The organism is Streptomyces sp. NPDC030296 (genome assembly GCF_055572815.1).
In genome coordinates this window covers 847,034-867,608 of sequence record NZ_JBVICQ010000003.1, presented here as the reverse complement: position 1 = coordinate 867,608, position 20,575 = coordinate 847,034, and the positions used below count along the sequence as shown (strand labels likewise).

Genomic DNA, 20,575 nt, shown 5'->3' with positions numbered 1-20,575 from the left:
CGATGCCGCGAACTGTTACGGCTTGGTGATCCCTGATGCACATGTGGTGATGGTGGCCCCCACCTGGCCTTACCGGTAGCACTCCCTCGGGGGCGGGCGGCCCTGACCGAGTGCGCCCCCTGGGTCGGGGCGGCCCGGCCCGGCTGCCGTCGGGCCCCGCTCGCGCGGTGCCGTCGGCGCACCGGCGGGGCCCCTCACCCGTCGTGCTCCGTCGGTCAGGCCGCCGTCAGCGACTCCCGCAGAGCCCCCGGCAGTGCCTCCGTGTGGACGACGCCGAGTACCTGGGTCGCCCGGGTCAGCGCCACGTACAGGTCGCTGGTGCCGAACCGCCCGGGTTCCACGACGAGGACCGAGTCGAACTCCAGCCCCTTGGCCTGCCGGGGGTCGAGGAGGACGACGGTGCGGGTGAGGTCCGGTTCCGCGCCGGCCGTGACGCCGTCCAGGCGGGCCGCGAGCGACCGGTGCAGCGCGCGCGGCGCGATCACGGCGAGCCGGCCCTCGGCGGGGGTGAGTTCGGCGGCGGCCTTGGCCACCTCGGCGGGCAGGTCCCGGGCCGTCGCGCGGCGGGCCCAGGGCCGTACGCCCGTGGACCGCACGGAGCTGGGCGGCTCGAAGTCCGGCTGCTCGGCGCGGACGACGCCGGCCGCGACCTCCATGATCTCGGCGGGGGTGCGGTAGTTGACGCCGAGCCGGGTGTGCTTCCAGCGGTCCTCGACGTACGGCGCGAGGATGTCGGCCCAGGAGCCGACGCCCGCGGCCTCCGCGGTCTGGGCGGGGTCGCCGACCAGGGTCATGGAGCGGGTCGGGGAGCGGCGCATCAGCAGCCGCCAGGCCATCGGCGAGAGCTCCTGCGCCTCGTCGACGATGATGTGCCCGAACGCCCAGGTCCGGTCCGCCGCCGCCCGTTCGGCGGCGCTGCGGTGGTCCTCCTCCTCGTGCCGCTCGGCGAACCGCTCGGCGTCGATGATGTCGTGGGCGGACAGCACCTCGGAGCTCTCGGGGTCGCTGTCCTCCTTGTCCTCGAACTCGTAGGTGCGGGACGCGTACGACACGTCGAGCACGCCCTGCGCGTACGCGATCTGGGTCTCCCGCTCGCGTTCGGCCCGGGCCCGCGCGAACCGGTCGTCCTCGCCCAGCAGTTCGGCGGCCTCGTCGAGGAGGGGCACGTCGGCGACGGTCCAGGCGCGGGTGACCGGACGGCGGACGGCGTCGGCGTCCTCCTCGGGGAGGAAGTGCTCGGGCTCGGCGAGGAAGTCGGCGACCAGGCGTCGCGGGGTGATCCGGGGCCACAACTGGTCGATGGCGGACCACACCTCGGGGTTCTCGGCGAGTTCGTCGCGGATCTGGGTGATGTCGCTGGCGTCGAGGAGGTTCGAGCCGTCGTAGGGATCGGTGCCGATGCGCTCGGCGACCATGTCGGTGAGGGTGTTGAGGATGTACCCCTCGAAGTGCTCGCGGGCCGCGTTGTGCGGGAGCTTCGCCTCGCGGGTGCGCTCGCGGGCGACCCGGACGAGGTCGTCGTCGAGCATGAGGACCTCCCGGTCGTGCTCGATGGCGATCACCGGGTCGGGCAGGGCTTGCCGGTCTCGTACGACGGCGGCGAGCACCTCGGCCATGTCGGCGCGGCCCTTGACCCGGGCCGCGTCCGGGGTGTCGGTCGCGGTCGCGTGTACGCCGGGGAACAGTTCGCCGACCGTCGACAGCAGGACGCCCGTCTCGCCGAGGGAGGGCAGGACCTCGCCGATGTAGCCGAGGAAGGCGGGGTTGGGGCCGACGATGAGGACGGCGCGTTTGGCGAGGAGTTCCCGCTGCTCGTACAGCAGGTACGCGGCGCGGTGCAGCGCGACGGCGGTCTTGCCGGTGCCGGGTCCGCCCTCGACGACGAGGACGCCCTGGTGCGGTGCGCGGATGATGCGGTCCTGCTCGGCCTGGATGGTCTGCACGATGTCGCCCATGCGGCCGGTGCGGGCCGAGTTGAGCGCGGCGAGCAGGACGGCGTCGCCGGTGGGGTCCTCGTAGCCGGTGCGGGTCTCGTCGCCGAGGTCGAGGATCTCGTCGTGCAGGGCGGTGACCCGGCGGCCCTCGGTGGTGATGTGCCGGCGGCGGCGCAGCCCCATCGGGGTGTGGCCGGTGGCGAGGTAGAAGGGGCGGGCGACGTCGGCCCGCCAGTCGATGAGGATCGGGGTGCGCTCGGTGTCGTCCTCCCGCAGCCCGATGCGGCCGATGTGGTGGACACCGCCGTCGGCGAGGTCGAGCCGTCCGAAGCACAGGGAGCCGTCGACGGCGTTCAGGGCGGCCAGCAGACCCGAGCGTTCGGCGACCAGGATGTCCCGTTCCAGCCGGGCCTGCATGGGCGTGTTGCCCTGCGCCAGCGCGTCGGTGACGGAGTCCTCGGTCTCACCGCGCAGCGCGTCGACCCGCCGGTACAGCGCGTCGATGAATTCCTGCTCCCGCCGCAATTCATCGTGCGAAAAGCCGGTGTTTGACAATTCCACTCCCGCCCGCATATACTGTGCTCACTGAACTTCTTTGCGACTTCTCCTTCTTGAAGTCGCGAACCATTAAATATACGCAGGAAAAGCCCCCGAGCACAATCGCTCGGGGGCTTTTCTCGTCCTGCCGCCTTCCCGGTGTCAGAGCACGTCGGCGAGTTCCTCCAGCAGCCTCCGCTTGGGCCGGGCCCCGACCATCGCCTTCACCGGCTCACCGCCCTTGAACACCATGAACGTCGGCATCGACAGCACCCGGTAGTGGTTGGTCGTCTCCGGGCTCGTGTCCACGTCCAGCTGCACCACCTTCAGCCGCTCCCCCTCCTCCGCCGCGAGGGCGCTCAGCACCGGCCCCATCTGCCGGCACGGAGGGCACCAGTCCGCGGTGAACTCCACCAGCACCGGCAGCTCCGCCCCGATCACCTCCGCCGCGAAATCCGCGTCCGTCACCTCGGCCACACCCGCAGCCCTGATCACAACCCGGCCCCTCCCAGTTCGCACTCCGGCTCCGGACCGCCCGGAACCTCCGCCTCGGCCGCCAGCCGCTCCCGCGCCGACTCCGCCCGCGCCAACTGCTCGCCGACCTTGGCCCGTACGGCCGCCAGCTCGCCGATCAGCGCGTCCAGCTCGTCCAGCTTCCGCCGGTAGACCGCGAGCGACGCCGGGCACGAGTCGCCCTCCGGGTGCCCGGCCCGCAGGCACTCCACGAACGGCCGCGTCTCCTCCAGGTCGAACCCGAAGTCCTGCAGCGTCCGGATCTGCCGCAGCAGCCGCAGATCGCCCTCGTCGTACGACCGGTACCCGTTGCCGCTGCGCCGCGCGGGCAGCAGCCCCCGCGCCTCGTAGTACCGCAACGTCCGTGTCGTGGTCCCGGCCCGTGCCGCCAGCTCACCGATGCGCATGACCCGACGCTAATCCTTGACCCCGACGTCAAGGAAAGAGAAAAACGAAAAGAGCCGAGCGGCCAGGTCTACAGGGGGAGGACCTGGCCGCTCGGTGTATCAGGGCGCGTATTCAGTTGTGGTGCCCGTTACGGCCGGGTCCACGGGGGGAGGACCCGGCCGTACGGGGGTTTCGGGAACTGCGGTTGGGGCCGCAGACCCTGCGGGGCTCGCGCTGGGGGCCGCAGGCCCCGAAGGAGCGCGGTGAACTGCGCGATACCAGCCACACTCGACCGGCAGTTGGTGCCGGCCTCACGGCCCGGCGGCGCTTACCTCCGGCGCCCCCAGCGGAGTGCTCAGGCCTTGGCGAGCTCCTTCTCACCGTCGGCCCCGGCCCCGGACTCGGCCTCGACCGGCGCAGCCACCCCGTGGTCGTCCAGCAGCGTCGCCTCGTCGAACGGCGCGTTCCCGGCGAGCACCTCGTGGACCCGGGCCTTGTCGATCTCCTTGGTCCACGTACCGATCAGCACCGTGGCGACCGCGTTGCCCGCGAAGTTCGTGAGGGCGCGGGCCTCGCTCATGAAGCGGTCGATGCCGACGATGAGGCCGACGCCGTCCACGAGGGCGGGCTTGTGGGACTGCAGACCACCCGCGAGGGTCGCGAGACCCGCACCGGTGACACCGGCCGCGCCCTTGGAGGCGACCAGCAGGAAGAGCAGCAGCGCGACCTGCTCGCCGATGGCCATCGGCGTGCCCATGGCGTCGGCGATGAACAGGGACGCCATGGTCATGTAGATCATGGTGCCGTCGAGGTTGAAGGAGTAGCCGGTCGGGACGGTGATACCGACGACGGGCTTGCTGACACCCAGGTGCTCCATCTTCGCGATGAGGCGCGGCAGCGCGGACTCGGAGGAGGAGGTGGACAGGATCAGCAGGAACTCACGGCCCAGGTACTTGAAGAGGGTGAAGATGTTCAGTCCCGCGACGATCTTCAGCAGCGCGCCGAGCACGATGAAGACGAAGAGGAAGCAGGTGATGTAGAAGCCGACCATCAGCACGGCCAGGCTCTTGAGGGCGTCCAGGCCGGCGGAGCCGGTCACGGCCGCGATGGCGCCGAACGCGCCGATCGGGGCGGCCCACATCACCATCGCGAGGATGCGGAAGACGAGGCGCTGGATGTGCTCGATGCCGCGCAGGATCGGCTGGCCGGCATTGCCCATGGCCTGGAGCGCGAAGCCCGCGAGGAGCGCGACGAGCAGGGTCTGCAGGACCTCGCCGCCGGTGAACGCGGAGACGATGGTCGTCGGGATGATGCCGAGCAGGAACTCGGTGGTGTCCTTGGCCTCCGGCGAGACCTGCGCCTGGCCGGTCTCCTTGATGGCGTCCGTGACCGCGAGGCCCGTGCCGGGCTCGACGATGTTGCCGACGACCAGACCGATGCCGAGGGCGACCAGCGACATGATCAGGAAGTAGACCAGTGCGATGCCGCCGACCGCGCCGACCTTGGCGGCCTTCCGTACGGAACCGATACCGAGCACGATCGTGCAGAAGATGATCGGCGAGATCATCATCTTGATCAGGTTCACGAAGCCGGTGCCGATGGGCTTCAGCTCGACCGCGAAGTCGGGGGCGATCAGGCCCACGGCGATACCGAGCGCCACGGCCACGATCACGGCGATGTACAGGTAGTGGGTGCGGTCCCGCTTGGCGGGTGCGGTAGGTGCCGTATGGGTGGTGCTGGCCACGGCTGCCCTCCTCGTCGACGACGTCGTCGGCTGATCGTCCGGCGTGCGGCTCACGTCCGGGGGATTGCGGGAGACGGTCTCCCGGGGGTGGGAGTGCGGCTCCCGGGCGGGGAGCTCGGCGAGCTCCCCGGCGGCGGGAACCCGGCGGTTCCCTGACGGCGGGAGCCGGGGCTCCCGGTGGGAGTGGGCTCCCGGGGGGTGTGGGAGCCGGTCTCCCGGCGGCTCGGGTGTGGGGTCCCGGACGGGAGTGGTACTCCCTCTCGTCGTTCATGTGCTGGACATGTTCGATGGGGTGACTATCTCCCGCCCTGTGAGGGCGGTCACCCTTCCGTTCATTTAGTTCACGCCAACACGTCCATGCAGACTGTTGCCATGCGCGTCGCGTCCCTCCTCAGACCCCGCAGCCTGGCCGGTCAGCTCTTCGCCGTGCAGGCGGTGCTGATCGCGGTCGTCGTCGCGGGATGCGCGCTGTTCACGTACGTCAGCGACCGGAGCCAGGCGGAGGACGCGGCGGGCCGGCAGGCCCTGGCCGTCGCCGCCGCGGTCGCCGACGCGCCGTCGGTGCGGGCCGCGATCCACACCGACGATCCGACGGCGCGGCTCCAGCCGTACGCCACCGAGGTGCAGCGGCACGCGGGCGTCGACTTCGTGACGATCATGACGCCGGACGGCATCCGCTGGACGCACCCCGTCGCCCAGCGGATCGGCCAGCGCTTCGTCGGCCACATCGAGAAGGCGCGGCGGGGCGGCACCATCACCGAGACCTACACCGGCACCCTCGGTCCGTCCGTGCGCGCGGTCACCCCGATAAAGGAGGACGGCCGGGTCATCGGCCTGGTCAGCGCCGGTATCAAGGTGCAGGCGATCAGCGACCGGGTCCAGGGCCAGGTGACGGCCCTGCTCGGGGTGGCGGCGGGCGCGCTCGCCCTCGGCGGCGTCGGCACGTACATCGTCAACGCGCGGCTGCGCCGGCACACGCACAACATGAACGCCGCCGAGCTGAGCAACATGCACGACTACCACCAGGCCGCCCTGCACGCCGTGCGCGAGGGGCTGCTCATGCTGGACGGCCAGTACCGGGTGGCGCTCATCAACGACGGCGCGCGGGAACTGCTGGGGGTGACGCAGGACGTGATCGGCCGATCGGTGGCGGACCTGGGCCTGCCGGCGCCGCTGACGGGTGCCCTGTTGTCGTCCGAGCCGCGGGTGGACGAGGTCCTGCTGACCGCCGAACGGGTCCTGGTCGTCAACACCTCGCCCGTGTCGGGCGGCCAGCGCCGGGGCACGGTGGTCACCCTGCGGGACGTGACCGAACTGCAGTCCGTGATGGGCGAGCTGAACTCCGAACGCGGCTTCACACAGGCCCTCCGCTCCCAGGCCCACGAGGCGGCCAACCGCCTGCACACGGTCGTCTCCCTCATCGAGTTGGGCCGCTCCGACGAGGCGATCGACTTCGCGACCGCGGAACTGGAACTGGCCCAGGCCCTCACCGACCAGGTGGTGGCGGCTGTGACGGAGCCGGTCCTGGCGGCGCTGTTGCTGGGTAAGACGGCACAGGCGAACGAGCGGGGCGTGGAACTGGTGGTGTCGCAGGACAGCCGCATGGACGACGGTCTGCTCCCGGAGTCCCTCCCGGCGCGGGACCTGGTGACGGTGCTGGGCAATCTCATCGACAACGCGGTGGACGCGGCGCAGGGGACGACGGGGGCACGGGTGACGGTGACCGCGTACACGGACGAGACGGATGCCTCGGCAGAGGACTCGGTGCTGGTGCTGCGCGTCGCCGATACGGGCAGCGGCGTGGACCCGGCCCACGCTGAGGCCGTGTTCGAACGCGGCTTCTCCACGAAACCGGCGGGCCCCGGCGGGCGAGGCCTGGGCCTCGCCCTCGTACGCCAGGTGGCCCGCCGCCACGAGGGCACGCTGACGGTGTCGGAGGCGGACGGGGGCGGGGCGGAGTTCGAAGTGCGTTTGCCCCTGCGTACGACTGCCGACCCGGGCGGGGCCGCTGCGGTCGCCGCTGCCGCTCAGCACACCGATGGCTCTCCCGCCCGACCCGCCGTTCAGTCCACCGCGCCTGGAGGCGACCGCTCATGACCCAGTCGGACCCCATCAGAGTCCTGGTGGTGGAGGACGACCCCGTCGCCGCCGACGCCCACATGATGTACGTCGGCCGCGTCCCCGGCTTCACGGCGGTCGGCAAGGCCCACACGGGCGCGGAGGCACGCCGTGCGCTGGAGCGCATGCCGGTGGACCTGCTGCTCCTGGACCTGCACCTGCCGGACGTGCACGGTCTGCAACTGGCGCGCTCGCTGCGCGCCGCCGGGCATCACGCCGACGTGATAGCGGTGACGTCGGCACGGGATCTGACGGTCGTCCGGGAGGGCGTCTCCCTGGGTGTCGTCCAGTACGTCCTGAAGCCCTTCACCTTCGCGACGCTCCGCGACCGGCTGGTCCGCTACGCCGAGTTCCACGCGGCGGCGGGCGAGGCCAGCGGCCAGGACGAGGTGGACCGGGCGCTGGCGACGCTGCGGGCACCGGGCCCGGCGGCCCTGCCGAAGGGCCTGAGCGCGCCGACCCTGGAACGGGTCACCGTCGCCCTCCGGGACACCGCGGTGGGCCTGACGGCCGCCGGCATCGCCGAGGCCGTGGGCATCTCCCGGATCACGGCCCGCCGCTATCTCGAACACCTGGTGGACGCGGGCCGGGCGAGACGTGAACCGCAGTACGGGCAGGTGGGACGCCCGGAGCTGGTGTACCGCTGGGTGCGCAAGGAGTAGACCGCCCAAGTCCGGTCCGCTGCACACTCATTGACCTGACTAGACCATTCCTCGTACCGTCACCGGGCACCACCCAAGGCCACAACGACGTAGCCAGCAGGAGGTCGTGCCCGTGCGCCCCACCGCACCCCCCACTCGCCGATCCCGCCTCCCCCTCCGTCTCCTCCTCGCCGGGGCCCTCGCCATCGCCGCGCCCGGTGTCCTCACCGCCTGCGGCAGCGGTTCCGGCAGCGATCCGGACACGGTCGAGGTGTCGTACAAGCAGTCCACGGACAACTCGGTCCGGGTGATGGACACCTTCCTCGGGGACGTGAAAAAGCAGTTCGAGAAGGCGAACCCCGGCAAGAAGGTGAAGCTCGTCCCGATCAAGGCGCCGGACTCGGAGTACTACACCAAGGTCCAGCAGATGCTGCGGTCCCCGAAGACGGCCCCGGACCTGGTCTACGAGGACACCTTCCTCATCAACTCGGACATCACCAGCGGCTATCTGAAGCCGCTGGACGACTATCTGGCCGACTGGAAGGACTGGGACCGGTTCATCGGCACGGCCAGGGCCGCGGCGAAGGCCGAGGACGGGAAGACGTACGGCGTCCCGGACGGCACGGACACCCGGGGACTCTGGTTCGACAAGAAGATCTTCGCCAAGGCCGGTCTGCCCGCCGACTGGCAGCCGAGGACCTGGGACGACGTCCTCTCCGCCGCCCGCGCCATCAAACGGAAGGTCCCCGGAGTCATCCCCCTGAACGTCTACACGGGCAAACCCGCGGGCGAGGCCGCCACCATGCAGGGCTTCGAGATGCTGCTCTACGGCACGGACGGCGCCACCGACAACGGCGGCGACCCCCTCTACGACGAGAAGTCCAAGAAGTGGAAGGCCGGAACCCAGGGCTTCAAGGACGCGCTGGCCTTCGTGGAGACCGTCTACCGGGAGAAGCTGGGCCCGGAGGTGTCCGACGCCCTCGACCCGAACATCGCGACCCGGGTCCGCGGTGAACTCCTCCCCGAGGGCAGGCTCGGCATCAACCTCGACGGCTCCTGGCTGCCGCAGGACTGGCTGCCCGGCAGCGGCCACGAATGGCCCGACTGGTCGGAGAAGCTCGGCCTCGCCGCCATGCCCACCCAGCACGGCCAGGCTCCCGGGAAGGTGAGCATGTCCGGCGGCTGGACCTGGGCGATCCCCGCCAAGGCCGCCAACCCGGACCTCGCCTTCGCGTTCATCAGGACGATGCAGTCGAAGGCGAACGCCCAGAAGTGGTACATCGCCAACTCCGGTATCGCCGTCCGCGAGGACGTCGCCGAGGACCCGGCCTACGCGAAGGCGCAGCCCGGCATCGAGTTCTTCACCGACCTGGTGGCCCACACCCACTACCGGCCCGCCTACCCCGCGTACCCGAAGGTCTCGACCGCCATCCAGGAGGCCATGGAGTCCGTGACGACGGGCGACGCGTCGGTGGCCGAGGCGGCCAGGAACTACGACGAGGAACTCGCGGCGGCCACCGACGACCAGGTGATCCGGGGCTGACCCGCCGCTCATGACGAGACGACCGGGCCGCCCGCCGCACCCCGCCCTCCGCTCCCTCACCCGAGCCCTCCCCGTCGCCCCCGCCAGCGTCCTGCTGCTCCTCTTCCTCGCCGGACCCATCGCCTACTGCGTCTCCATCGCCTTCACCGACCTCCAGCTCACCGGCCAGGCCGAGGACTCCTTCGTCGGCTTGGAGAACTTCCGGACCGCCTTCGGCGACGAGGCGTTCCGCAACGCCGTGTGGCTGACCCTCGTCTTCACCGTCGTCTCGGCGCTGCTGGGCCAGAACACCCTGGGGCTGGCCCTGGCCGCGCTGATGCGGCGCGCCTCGAAGCCCGTCCGCACCCTCGTCGGCGGCATCGTCGTCACCGCCTGGGTGCTGCCGGAGGTGGTCGCGGGCTTCCTGCTGTACGCCTTCTTCCGCCGCGAGGGCACCCTCAACGCCGTCCTGGACTGGCTCGGTCTCCCCACCCAGAACTGGCTGTACACCCTGCCCATCCTGGCGGTGTCGTTCGCGAACGTCTGGCGGGGGACGGCGTTCTCGATGCTGGTGTACTCGGCGGCGCTCGACGAGATCCCGAAGGAGATCACGGAGGCCGCGGAGGTCGACGGCGCGAGCGGTCCGCGCCGTCTGTGGCACATCACCCTCCCGATGATCCGCCGCTCCATCGGCACGAACCTCATGCTCATCACCCTCCAGACCCTCTCCGTCTTCGGGCTGATCTGGGTGATGACGAGGGGCGGCCCCGGCGGCCGGAGCCAGACGCTCCCGCTGTTCATGTACGAGGAGGCCTTCCAGAAGAGCATGATCGGTTACGGCACGGCGGTCGCGCTGCTGCTCCTGGTGGTGGGTTCCCTCTTCTCGGTCGTGTATCTGCGGCTGCTGCGAACGGAGGTCTGACCCGGTGCCGACCAGAACCCGGACACACTCCTCGCGCGGGGCCCGGACACCCGCCTCGCGCAGGACCCTGCGGCGCCGGCTGACCGCCGACGCCGGACTGCTCGTCGTGGCCGCCGCGTTCGTCCTGCCCCTCGCCTGGGTGGTCCTGTCGTCCGTGGACGCCCGCGCCGACCTCCGGGTCCGGCTCCCGGACTCCGTGACCTTCGCCAACTACGAGGCGGTCCTCACCCCGGACGTCACGGTCACGCCGCTGCTGAACAGTCTGCTGCTGTGCGGCGGCGGGACCGCGCTGACCGTGGTGTGCGCGGCCCTCGCCGCCTACCCCCTGTCCCGCTTCCGCTCCCGCCTGAACCGCCCCTTCCTCCTGACGATCCTCTTCGCGACGAGCCTCCCGATCACGGCGATCATGGTCCCGGTGTACGCCCTGTTCGTGCGGGTGAATCTGATCGACACCCACGAGGGCACGATCCTCTTCTTCGCCGCCTCCCAACTGCCGTTCGCCATCTGGCTGATGAAGAACTTCATGGACGGCGTGCCGAAGGAGCTGGAGGAGGCGGCGTGGACGGACGGCGCCTCGCCCCTGCAGTCGCTGCTGCGGATCGTGCTGCCTCTGATGGGGCCGGGCGTCGCGGTCGTGACCGTGTTCTCGTTCGTGATGATGTGGGGCAACTTCTTCGTCCCGTTCATGCTGCTGCTCACCCCGGACCAGATGCCGGCCGCGGTGAGCATCAACGAGTTCTTCGGCAACAAGGGGACGGTGGTCTACGGGCAGTTGGCGGCGTTCTCGGTGATCTACTCGACCCCGGTGATCCTGCTGTACGTGGGCGTGGCCCGACGTCTGGGCGGTGGCTTCGCCCTGGGCGGCGCGGTCAAGGGCTGAGCCGGCCATGCCCACCGGTCACTCGGACCACAGGAATCACAGAAACCGTAGGTTTCTACAATCCGTGATTGTGGCCGAACACCTCGTAGTCACCGCAGCCCCGCACCCCTACGTTGTGCGCGTGCACCGACGCTCAGCCCGTGAACGGCAGCCCCAGCACCCGCACCGTCGACCGACCCGTCCGAGCCCCGATCCGATCCGGACCCCGGCCGCCGACCACGGCCCGTACGGGCACCCGGAGATCCAGGCCCCCACCCCACCGTTCGACACCACCGCCGCCCGCCGACTCCGCGCCGCCCTCGGCATGGGACCCGAGCATGTCGCCTACGGCATGCGGGCCTCGTACGGTCTCCCCTATGTCACCCCGGACCTGGTGAACGCCTGGGAACGCGGCACGGTGGCACCGACGAGCCCCGAACTCACCGCTCTCGCGGGCGTGTTGTGGTGCTCGCCGGGTGAACTCATCGGTGCGCCGCGTACCTTGCGCGAGCATCGCATGGCCCGGGGGACCGCCCCCGAGGACGTGGCCCGCGCGATCGGCATGGACCTGACCGTCTACCTCCACATGGAGGAGACCGGTGAATGGCGCGGCACCGAACGGCAGTCCACCGCCCTCGCCGATCTGCTCGACCTCTCGCTCCCCGAGCTGGTCGTCGTCACCGGACGGGAGGCACGCCTCACCGAGCTGCTCCACGACGCGGTCGCCACCCGCTGGCAGGCGTACGTCCGGCCGACCGCCAAGCTGCTGTCCCTCGACCGGCGCCTCCTGGAGGACGTCCTCCAGGAGATGCACCTCGACTACCGGGGGAGGACGAGCGCCAGTCTCAGCTGGGCGGGCGGCACGGCTGCGACCGACGCGGGCGACGCCGGCCGCGACTACCTCGACCGGATCACCGACCACTTCTGGTCACTGGTCCGCCGGGCGGCCTAGGGGACCGGGCGTCTAGAAGACCGACTCCGCCTCGTCCATCCGGTCCTTCGGGACCGTCTTCAGCTCGGTCACGGCCTCCGCGAGCGGCACCATCACCACGTCGGTGCCGCGCAGCGCGGTCATCCGGCCGTACTCGCCCCGGTGCGCGGCCTCCACCGCGTGCCAGCCGAAGCGCGTGGCGAGCACCCTGTCGTACGCGGTCGGGGTGCCGCCCCGCTGCACATGGCCGAGGATGACCGGCTTGGCCTCCTTGCCGAGGCGGCGCTCCAGCTCGTACGCGAGGGCGGTGCCGATGCCCTGAAAGCGCTCGTGGCCGAACTGGTCGATCTCGCCGTGGCCGTAGTCCATCGAGCCCTCGGCGGGGTGGGCGCCCTCGGCGACGCAGATGACGGCGAACTTCTTGCCGCGCGCGAAGCGCTCCTCGACCATCTTGACCAGGTCGGCCGGGTCGAACGCGCGCTCGGGCAGACAGATGCCGTGCGCACCGGCGGCCATCCCGGACTCCAGGGCGATCCAGCCCGCGTGCCGGCCCATGACCTCGACGACCATCACCCGCTGGTGGGACTCGGCGGTCGTCTTCAGGCGGTCCATCGCCTCGGTGGCGACCCCGACCGCCGTGTCGAAGCCGAAGGTGCGGTCCGTCGACGAGATGTCGTTGTCGATCGTCTTCGGCACGCCGACGACCGGCAGCCCGGCGTCACTGAGCATCCGCGCCGCGGTGAGGGTGCCCTCGCCGCCGATCGGGATCAGGACGTCGATACCGAACTGGTGGGCCATGTCCTGCGCGTTCTCGCACGCCTCGCGGAGGCGGTCGCGCTGGAGGCGGGAGGAGCCGAGGATGGTGCCGCCGCGGGCGAGGATGCCGCTGACGGACTCCAGGTCGAGGCTGCGGTAGCGGCCGTCGAGCAGACCGGCGTAGCCGTCCTCGAAGCCGATGACCTCGTCGCCGTACTGGGCGACCGCTCGGTGCACGACCGACCGGATCACTGCGTTCAGGCCCGGACAGTCGCCGCCTGCGGTCAGAACTCCGATACGCATCGTGCTGTGTCTCCTGCTCGTCCTGCTGGGTGCTGGTACTTGTGAGCCGATCCGATTGTTTCACGCCTCGCAAGGGGGTGCCGCGCCCGCGGAGCCCGCCTCCGGTCGGCCGGGGAGCCCTCCCCCGCCCTGCCGACCTGATGGGCGCCTTATCCACCCCCGGAGGTATTGTCAAGAGGGTTTCCGTCCACCGCGGCGGTGTTTTCCGCACACCCGTCGCACCCCCGCGGAAACACTGCGCGAAGCCACTAAAGCGGCACTCGCGGCACCACCGGAACACCCGACCGAAGCACCGAGCGAAGCACCCACCGAACCCGACATGGAACGGAGAGCCCACGTGACGCGCAGCGTGTACGTGACCGGGATCGACCGCGGCGACGGCCGCCAGGTCGTCGAGCTGGGGATCATGGAGCTCCTGACCCGCCAGGTCGACCGGGTGGGGGTGTTCCGGCCGCTGCTGCACCACGGCCCGGACCGGCTCTTCGACCTGCTGCGCGCCCGGTACCGGCTCTCGCAGGACCCGGCCACCGTGTACGGCATGGACTACCACGAGGCGTCCACCCTCCAGGCCGAGCACGGCACGGACGAACTGGTCGCGGCCCTCGTCGAGCGGTTCCACACGGTGGCGCGGGACTACGACGTCGTCCTCGTCCTCGGCACCGACTTCGCGGACACCCAGTTCCCCGACGAGCTGTCCCTCAACGCCCGGCTCGCCAACGAGTTCGGGGCGTCGGTGATCTCCGTGGTCGGCGGGCGCAAGCAGACCGCCGAGTCGGTGGTCGCCGAGACGCACAACGCGTACCGCGCGTACGAGGGCCTCGGCTGCGACGTGATCGCGATGGTGGTGAACCGGGTCGCGCCCGGCGACCGGGACGAGATAGCCGAGCGGCTCACGGACGCACGCCATCCCCTGGCCGTGCCCTGCTACGTCGTCCCGGACGAGCCCGCCCTGTCCGCGCCGACGGTCGCGCAGATCACCCACGCGCTCGGCGGCAAGGTGCTCCTCGGCGACGACTCGGGACTCGCCCGTGACGCGCTGAACTTCGTCTTCGGCGGGGCGATGCTGCCGAACTTCCTGAACGCGCTCACCCCCGGCTGTCTGGTCGTCACCCCCGGCGACCGCGCCGACCTGGTGGTGGGCGCCCTCGCCGCCCACAGCGCGGGCACCCCGCCGATCGCCGGTGTGCTGCTGACCCTCGACGAACGGCCCAGCGACGAGGTCCTCACGCTGGCGGCGCGGCTCGCGCCCGGCACGCCCGTGGTCGCCGTGGAGAGCGGCTCGTTCCTCACCGCCTCCGAACTCTTCTCGATGGAGGGGAAGTTGAGCGCGGTGACCCCGCGCAAGGCGGAGACCGCGCTCGGCCTCTTCGAGCGGTACGTCGACACGGCCGAGCTGCGCGGCCGGGTCTCGGCGCCCAGCAGCGACCGGATCACCCCGATGATGTTCGAGCACAAGCTGCTGGAGCAGGCCCGCGCCGAGCGGCGCCGGGTCGTCCTCCCCGAGGGCACCGAGGAACGGGTGCTGCACGCGGCCGAGGTGCTGCTGCGACGCGGGGTCTGCGACCTCACCCTCCTCGGCCCCGTGGACCTGATCCGCAAGAAGGCCGCCGACCTGGGCATCGACCTCGGCGACAGCATGCTGGTGGACCCGGCGACCTCCGCGTGGCGGGACTCCTTCGCGGAGAAGTACGCGCAGCTGCGCGCCCACAAGAACGTCAGCGTCGAGCTGGCGTACGACGTGGTGTCCGACGTGAACTACTTCGGCACGCTGATGGTCCAGGAGGGGCTCGCGGACGGCATGGTGTCGGGGTCGGTGCACTCCACGGCCGCCACCATCCGGCCCGCCTTCGAGATCATCAAGACCAGGCCGGACGCGGGCATCGTCTCGTCGGTGTTCTTCATGTGCCTCGCCGACAAGGTGCTGGTCTACGGCGACTGCGCGGTGAACCCGGACCCGAACGCCGAGCAGCTCGCCGACATCGCCGTCCAGTCCGCCGCCACCGCACGGCAGTTCGGGGTGGAGCCGCGGATCGCGATGCTGTCGTACTCCACGGGGACCTCCGGTTCGGGCGCCGACGTCGACAAGGTGCGGGAGGCCACCGAGATCGTCCGCTCCCGGCGGCCCGACCTGCTGATCGAGGGGCCGATCCAGTACGACGCCGCCGTGGAGCCGAGTGTCGCGGCGACCAAGCTGCCGGGCTCCGAGGTCGCCGGGCAGGCCACCGTGCTGATCTTCCCGGACCTCAACACCGGCAACAACACCTACAAGGCGGTGCAGCGTTCGGCCGGCGCCCTCGCGGTCGGGCCGGTGCTGCAGGGCCTGCGCAAGCCGGTCAACGACCTGTCCCGGGGCGCCCTCGTCCAGGACATCGTCACGACCGTCGCCATCACCGCCATCCAGGCCCAGACCCCCGCGGCCCAGTGACCCCCACCGACGACAGAAGGCATACCACCACCGTGACCGCCACCCGCGTCCTCGTCCTCAACTCCGGTTCCTCCTCGGTGAAGTACCAGCTGCTCGACATGCGGGACAGCACCCGGCTTGCCGTGGGCCTGGTGGAGCGCATCGGCGAGCAGGGCTCCCGGCTGAAGCACACCCCGCTGACCGACGGGGGCGAGTCCCGGGAGCGCACCGGCGCGATCGCCGACCACGCGGCCGCCCTGAAGGCCGTCGCGGAGGAGCTGGCCAAGGACGGGCTCGGTCTCGACTCCCCGGAACTGGCCGCCATCGGGCACCGCGTGGTGCACGGCGGGCAGAGCTTCACCGAGCCGACGGTGATCGACGAGGCCGTGCTCGCCGAGATCGAGCGGCTGATCCCGGTGGCGCCGCTGCACAACCCGGCCAACCTGACGGGCATCCGCACGGCTCAGGCCCTGCGCCCGGACCTGCCGCAGGTCGCCGTGTTCGACACCGCGTTCCACACGACGATGCCGGAGTCGGCGGCACGCTACGCGATCGACGTGGAGACCGCCGACGCCCACCGGGTGCGCCGCTACGGCTTCCACGGCACCTCGCACGCGTATGTCTCGCGAGCCACCGCCGAGTTGCTGGGCAAGGCCCCGGAGGACGTGAACGTCATCGTGCTGCACCTCGGCAACGGGGCGTCCGCGTCGGCCGTGCGCGGGGGCCGGTGCGTGGACACCTCCATGGGGCTGACGCCTTTGGAGGGGCTCGTGATGGGTACGCGCTCGGGAGACATGGACCCGGCCGTCATCTTTCATTTGATGCGCGTTGGCGGAATGTCCACGGACGACATCGACACTCTCCTCAACAAGAAGAGCGGTCTGATCGGGCTGTGCGGCGACAACGACATGCGGGAAATAAGCCGGCGTATCGACGAGGGCGACGAGCGGGCGAAGCTCGCCTTCGACATCTACATTCACCGGTTGAAGAAGTACATCGGCGCCTACTGCGCGGTGCTCGGCCGGGTGGACGCGATCGCGTTCACCGCCGGAGTCGGGGAGAACGCGGCGCGGGTGCGGGAGGCCGCCCTGGCGGGCCTGGAACCGCTGGGGCCGGCGGTGGACGCCGACCTCAACGCGGTACGCGGCGACGGGCCGCGGCTGATCTCGCCGGCCGGTGCCCGGGTCGCCGTCGCGGTGGTGCCGACCGACGAGGAACTCGAGATCGCGGCACAGACGTACGCCCTGGTCGACAGATGAGCAAAACAGTCGGGAAATACACGCCGGTAACACGATTGAGCGCATAGCCGCCCATGTGCATTCCGCCAGACGGAATATTCCGCAGCGAAACAAACCGATAGGATCGTCCCATGCGCCGTTCGAAAATCGTCTGTACTCTCGGCCCCGCGGTCGACTCCCACGAGCAGCTTGTCGCCCTGATCGAAGCCGGCATGAATGTGGCCCGCTTCAATTTCAGCCACGGCAGCCACGCCGAGCACCAGGGCCGGTACGACCGGCTCCGGGCCGCGTGCGCCGAGACCGGCAAGGCCATCGGTGTCCTCGCCGACCTCCAGGGCCCCAAGATCCGTCTGGAGACCTTCGCCGAGGGGCCGGTGGAGCTGGTGCGCGGTGACGAGTTCACCATCACCACCGAGGACGTGCCGGGCGACAAGCACATCTGCGGGACGACGTACAAGGGCCTGCCCGGTGACGTCTCCGCCGGCGACCAGGTGCTCATCAACGACGGCAACGTCGAGCTGCGGGTCATCGAGGTCGACGGCCCGCGGGTGCGCACCGAGGTCGTCGAGGGCGGTGTCATCTCGGACCACAAGGGCATCAACCTGCCCGGCGCCGCGGTGAACGTGCCCGCGCTGTCCGAGAAGGACGTCGAGGACCTCCGGTTCGCGCTGCGGATGGGCTGCGACCTGGTGGCGCTGTCCTTCGTGCGGGACGCCGACGACGTGCAGGACGTCCACAAGGTGATGGACGAGGTGGGCCGCCGGGTCCCCGTCATCGCCAAGGTGGAGAAGCCGCAGGCGGTCGAGAACATGGAGGACGTCGTGATGGCGTTCGACGGCGTGATGGTCGCCCGTGGCGACCTGGCCGTCGAGTACCCGCTCGAGAAGGTCCCCATGGTGCAGAAGCGGCTCATCGAGCTGTGCCGCCGCAACGCCAAGCCGGTGATCGTGGCGACCCAGATGATGGAGTCGATGATCACCAACTCCCGCCCCACCCGCGCCGAGGCGTCCGACGTCGCCAACGCGATCCTGGACGGCGCGGACGCGGTCATGCTGTCGGCGGAGTCCAGCGTGGGCGCGTACCCGCTGGAGACGGTCCGCACGATGTCGAAGATCGTCGCGGCGGCCGAGGAGGAGCTGCTCTCCAAGGGCCTCCAGCCGCTGGTGCCGGGCAAGAAGCCGCGTACGCAGGGTGGTTCGATCGCCCGTGCGGCCTGCGAGATCGCCGACTTCCTCGGCGGCCGGGCGCTGGTGGCCTTCACGCAGTCCGGTGACACCGCGCGCCGGCTCTCCCGCTACCGCGCGTCCCAGCCGATCATCGCGTACACCACCGACGAGTCGACCCGCAACCAGCTGGCGCTCAGCTGGGGCGTGGAGTCGCACGTGGTGCCGTTCGTGAACAGCACGGACGAGATGGTCGAGCTGGTGGACCAGGAGATGGTCAAGCTCGAACGCTTCAACGAGGGCGACATCGCGGTCATCACCGCCGGCTCGCCCCCCGGCGTGCCGGGCACCACGAACATGGTCCGGGTGCACCACCTGGGCGGCGGCTCCCGCGACTGACGCCGCCGCCGTACGACAGCACCGAGGGCGCCTCCTGCGAGCAGGGGGCGCCCTCGGTGTGTTGCGGCTCCCGGACGGGTCCTGTGCGGCGCTCGGGCGCCGTGGGCGGTCTCAGTCGGTGGTGAACTGGTGCAGCCCGGGCACGGTGAGCGTCCCGCCGAACTGGCCCGCCTGGACGACCTTCACGTTGGTGAAGTAGATCAGCGGGATGTTCAGCGGCGGCGGGTGCTTCGGGTCGAAGGTCACCGGGATCAGACCGAGCAGGTTGCCGGAGATGCTCTCCGTGTACATGATCGTCTTGCCGTCGCGGATCGTGGACGTGCTGCCCTTGCGGGCCTGCACGTGGTAGGTGACGCCGGCCTGCTTGTCGTCGACCGTCTGGTGGAGGTCGCCGATGTCGGTGCCGTCGGAGATGACGTACTTCAGCACCTCCTTGACCGAGCCGTCGGCGGTCCGCACCTTGACGATGCCCTTGTAGTCGGCGCCCTTCAGCAGCAGGGAGCTGGCGTTCAGGTACCAGGGGTCGTTCGGCAGGGCGGGGATGCCCTTCTCGACGCCGCTCTCGTCCTCGGTGGCGACGGGGCAGTCGTCGGCGTTCACCTTGTCGCTCGGCGACGGGGTGGGGCTCGGGGTCGCGGTGGCGTCGCCGGCCGTGTCCTCGGCGTCGTCCTTCGCGTCCTTCGCCGCGTCCGTGACGTCCTTGGCCGTGTCGGTCACCTTGTCGGTGGCGTCGTCCTTCGCGTCCCTGGCGTCCTTGCCGGCCTTCCCGGCGTCGGATCCGGTGTCACCGGCGGTGTCCTCGGAGGCGGAGGGGGACGGGGTGGTGGACGGCTCGGGCGTGGTGTCCTCGGTGTCCTTCTCGGGGACGAAGATGTCCTCGAGCGCGTCGCCGATGTCCTCCAGGACATTGCCGCTGCCCGCCTCCTCGGCGGAGGGCGTGGGCGACGGGGTGGCCGTGGCGTCGGAGGCGGACGTGTCGGCGGGGTCCGTGGTGGACCCGTCCGCGTCGCCCTTGTCGTCGGAACCTGAATCCGGCGAAGAGGTGTCGTCGTCCGCGGAGTCGTCGCCGGACGCCGAGTCGCCGTCGCCGGTGGTGTCCTCGTCCTGCGTGCCGTCGTCCGTGGCCGGGTCGTCGCTCTCCGGGGCGGAGGCGGACGGGGTCGGGGTGGGCGAGGCGGACGTGTCGGTGTCCTCGTCGGCTGCCTCCAGGGCGGCCACGCAGTCCTTGTACTCGTCGGCCGTCAGGCTCTGCTTCGTCGGGTCCTCGGCGCGGGCCAGGGTGGGCGTGAAGCCCATGCCCATGAGGACCGCCGTCGGCATCGCCGCCAGGGCTATCGCCTTGCCCGCCGGCACGTTCAGCCGGGTGAGAAGGGGCTTCTTGGGCGCCGCGTGCCGCGGTCCGGTTCTCGCACGGGACTCTCCCACCGAAGTCCCGTGGGTCACCTTGTCAGCCGGCACTGTGCCTCCCGTTCGTCCCGTTCGTGGGGGTGGTACCTGACAGGTCGTCGCCCTCGCCGCGCGCCGCCCCGCTCGTCGAGTCCGCCGTCGCGGGCTCGGGGGCGTCGCCCTTGACCAGGGGGACCGCACCTGGTTGTGCCGTGTTCTCAGAGGCCGTGCCCTGGAGAGCCGTGTCCGGCGCGGCCGCGGCGCGGGTCGGGGTCTTGTACGTGGACGACACCCGCTCCTCCTCGTTGCCGGGCGCCCAGGCGATGGCCAGCGCGCCGCCGATCAGGGAGAGCAGGAAGCCGAAGCCGAAGCCGCCGAGGTTGGAGACCGGGATGGACACGAGCGCCAGGAGGATCGCCGCCGTACCGGCGAAGGTGCGTACGTGCCGCTGGAACCACAGACTGATCCCGAGCACCACCAGCAGGACGCCGATGATGAGGGAACCCGCGCCGCCCGTCGTCGACATGGCGAGCGTGAGGTGACCGATCTGCAGGTTCGCGTACGGCAGGTACATGATCGGGAAACCGCCGAGCAGTACCAGAAGGCCCGCCCAGAAGGGACGAGAGCCCCTCCAGTCGCGGAAGCGCCGCCGAAAGGCGCGGAGATAGTCTTCGTTCTGCCCCGTTGACTCGGCGCTCATGGACAACAGCTCCCTGGAACGGTGTTGCTGTGAGAAGTTCGCGTACGGCATGTGGTGCGAGGCGCGCGTACGGGAATTCACGTACGGAGGTCGCGCGCGGGATGCCCCGCGCCGCGAG

The 20,575-nt window shown here is 70.7% G+C and carries 16 protein-coding genes; 9 read left to right on the top strand and 7 right to left on the bottom strand.

Annotated features, from left to right (window positions below; all coding sequences use genetic code 11):
• Positions 1-215: 215 nt before the first annotated feature.
• From ACZ4Z3_RS11935 to ACZ4Z3_RS11920, 4 genes are all read right to left on the bottom strand, one after another.
• The gene (locus ACZ4Z3_RS11935) at positions 216-2,507 is read right to left on the bottom strand and encodes a HelD family protein (RefSeq protein WP_468500802.1); all 2,292 of its coding nucleotides are present in this window, start codon (positions 2,505-2,507) and stop codon (positions 216-218) included.
• Between the two features lie 126 nt (positions 2,508-2,633).
• A complete protein-coding gene (locus ACZ4Z3_RS11930) occupies positions 2,634-2,966 on the bottom strand; it encodes a thioredoxin family protein (protein ID WP_272172083.1) in 333 nt (110 codons plus the stop codon).
• Positions 2,963-3,391: a MerR family transcriptional regulator gene (locus ACZ4Z3_RS11925; RefSeq protein ID WP_055717561.1), complete on the bottom strand. Its 429-nt coding sequence runs from the start codon at positions 3,389-3,391 to the stop codon at positions 2,963-2,965. Before ACZ4Z3_RS11925 ends, ACZ4Z3_RS11930 begins: the two co-directional genes overlap by 4 nt.
• A gap of 335 nt (positions 3,392-3,726) precedes the next feature.
• Positions 3,727-5,115: a cation:dicarboxylate symporter family transporter gene (locus ACZ4Z3_RS11920; RefSeq protein ID WP_468500801.1), complete on the bottom strand. Its 1,389-nt coding sequence runs from the start codon at positions 5,113-5,115 to the stop codon at positions 3,727-3,729.
• A 372-nt stretch (positions 5,116-5,487) separates the two neighbouring features.
• On the opposite strand from ACZ4Z3_RS11920, the gene ACZ4Z3_RS11915 reads away from it, so the two are divergent.
• From ACZ4Z3_RS11915 to ACZ4Z3_RS11890, 6 genes are all read left to right on the top strand, one after another.
• On the top strand, positions 5,488-7,212 hold the full coding sequence (locus ACZ4Z3_RS11915) for a sensor histidine kinase (protein WP_468500800.1): 1,725 nt from the start codon (positions 5,488-5,490) through the stop codon (positions 7,210-7,212).
• On the top strand, positions 7,209-7,895 hold the full coding sequence (locus tag ACZ4Z3_RS11910) for a response regulator (protein ID WP_468500799.1): 687 nt from the start codon (positions 7,209-7,211) through the stop codon (positions 7,893-7,895). Before ACZ4Z3_RS11915 ends, ACZ4Z3_RS11910 begins: the two co-directional genes overlap by 4 nt.
• A 112-nt stretch (positions 7,896-8,007) precedes the next feature.
• Positions 8,008-9,417, top strand: coding sequence for an extracellular solute-binding protein (locus ACZ4Z3_RS11905; protein ID WP_468500798.1), 1,410 nt, complete (start codon positions 8,008-8,010; stop codon positions 9,415-9,417).
• A gap of 10 nt (positions 9,418-9,427) precedes the next feature.
• Entirely contained in the window at positions 9,428-10,318 is an 891-nt protein-coding gene (locus ACZ4Z3_RS11900) for a carbohydrate ABC transporter permease (protein ID WP_468500797.1), read from the top strand.
• 4 nt (positions 10,319-10,322) lie between these two features.
• Positions 10,323-11,198 carry a carbohydrate ABC transporter permease gene (locus ACZ4Z3_RS11895; protein WP_468500796.1) on the top strand — a complete coding sequence of 292 codons (876 nt, stop codon included), beginning with the start codon at positions 10,323-10,325 and terminating at the stop codon, positions 11,196-11,198.
• A 121-nt stretch (positions 11,199-11,319) separates the two neighbouring features.
• Positions 11,320-12,129, top strand: a complete 810-nt coding sequence (locus ACZ4Z3_RS11890; protein WP_468500795.1) for a helix-turn-helix domain-containing protein — start codon at positions 11,320-11,322, stop codon at positions 12,127-12,129.
• Positions 12,130-12,141: 12 nt separating this feature from the next.
• On the opposite strand, the gene ACZ4Z3_RS11885 is transcribed toward ACZ4Z3_RS11890, so the two are convergent.
• Positions 12,142-13,167 (bottom strand): ATP-dependent 6-phosphofructokinase, encoded by a 1,026-nt coding sequence (locus ACZ4Z3_RS11885; RefSeq protein ID WP_468500794.1) that lies wholly within the window; start codon positions 13,165-13,167, stop codon positions 12,142-12,144.
• A gap of 337 nt (positions 13,168-13,504) precedes the next feature.
• Between ACZ4Z3_RS11885 and pta the strand changes: the two genes are divergently transcribed.
• From pta to pyk, 3 genes are all read left to right on the top strand, one after another.
• Complete coding sequence (gene pta, locus ACZ4Z3_RS11880; protein WP_468500793.1) at positions 13,505-15,592, top strand: phosphate acetyltransferase; 2,088 nt, start codon at positions 13,505-13,507, stop codon at positions 15,590-15,592.
• Between the two features lie 32 nt (positions 15,593-15,624).
• Positions 15,625-16,830: an acetate kinase gene (locus ACZ4Z3_RS11875; protein ID WP_468500792.1), complete on the top strand. Its 1,206-nt coding sequence runs from the start codon at positions 15,625-15,627 to the stop codon at positions 16,828-16,830.
• A gap of 110 nt (positions 16,831-16,940) precedes the next feature.
• A complete protein-coding gene (pyk, locus tag ACZ4Z3_RS11870) occupies positions 16,941-18,371 on the top strand; it encodes a pyruvate kinase (RefSeq protein WP_468500791.1) in 1,431 nt (476 codons plus the stop codon).
• Between the two features lie 111 nt (positions 18,372-18,482).
• Here the strand turns inward: pyk and ACZ4Z3_RS11865 are convergent, their stop codons facing one another.
• Entirely contained in the window at positions 18,483-19,829 is a 1,347-nt protein-coding gene (locus ACZ4Z3_RS11865; protein WP_468500790.1) for a hypothetical protein, read from the bottom strand.
• Complete coding sequence (locus ACZ4Z3_RS11860; protein WP_468500789.1) at positions 19,819-20,457, bottom strand: DUF6114 domain-containing protein; 639 nt, start codon at positions 20,455-20,457, stop codon at positions 19,819-19,821. The genes ACZ4Z3_RS11865 and ACZ4Z3_RS11860 overlap by 11 nt, the downstream gene beginning before the upstream one ends.
• Between the last annotated feature and the right edge of the window lie 118 nt (positions 20,458-20,575).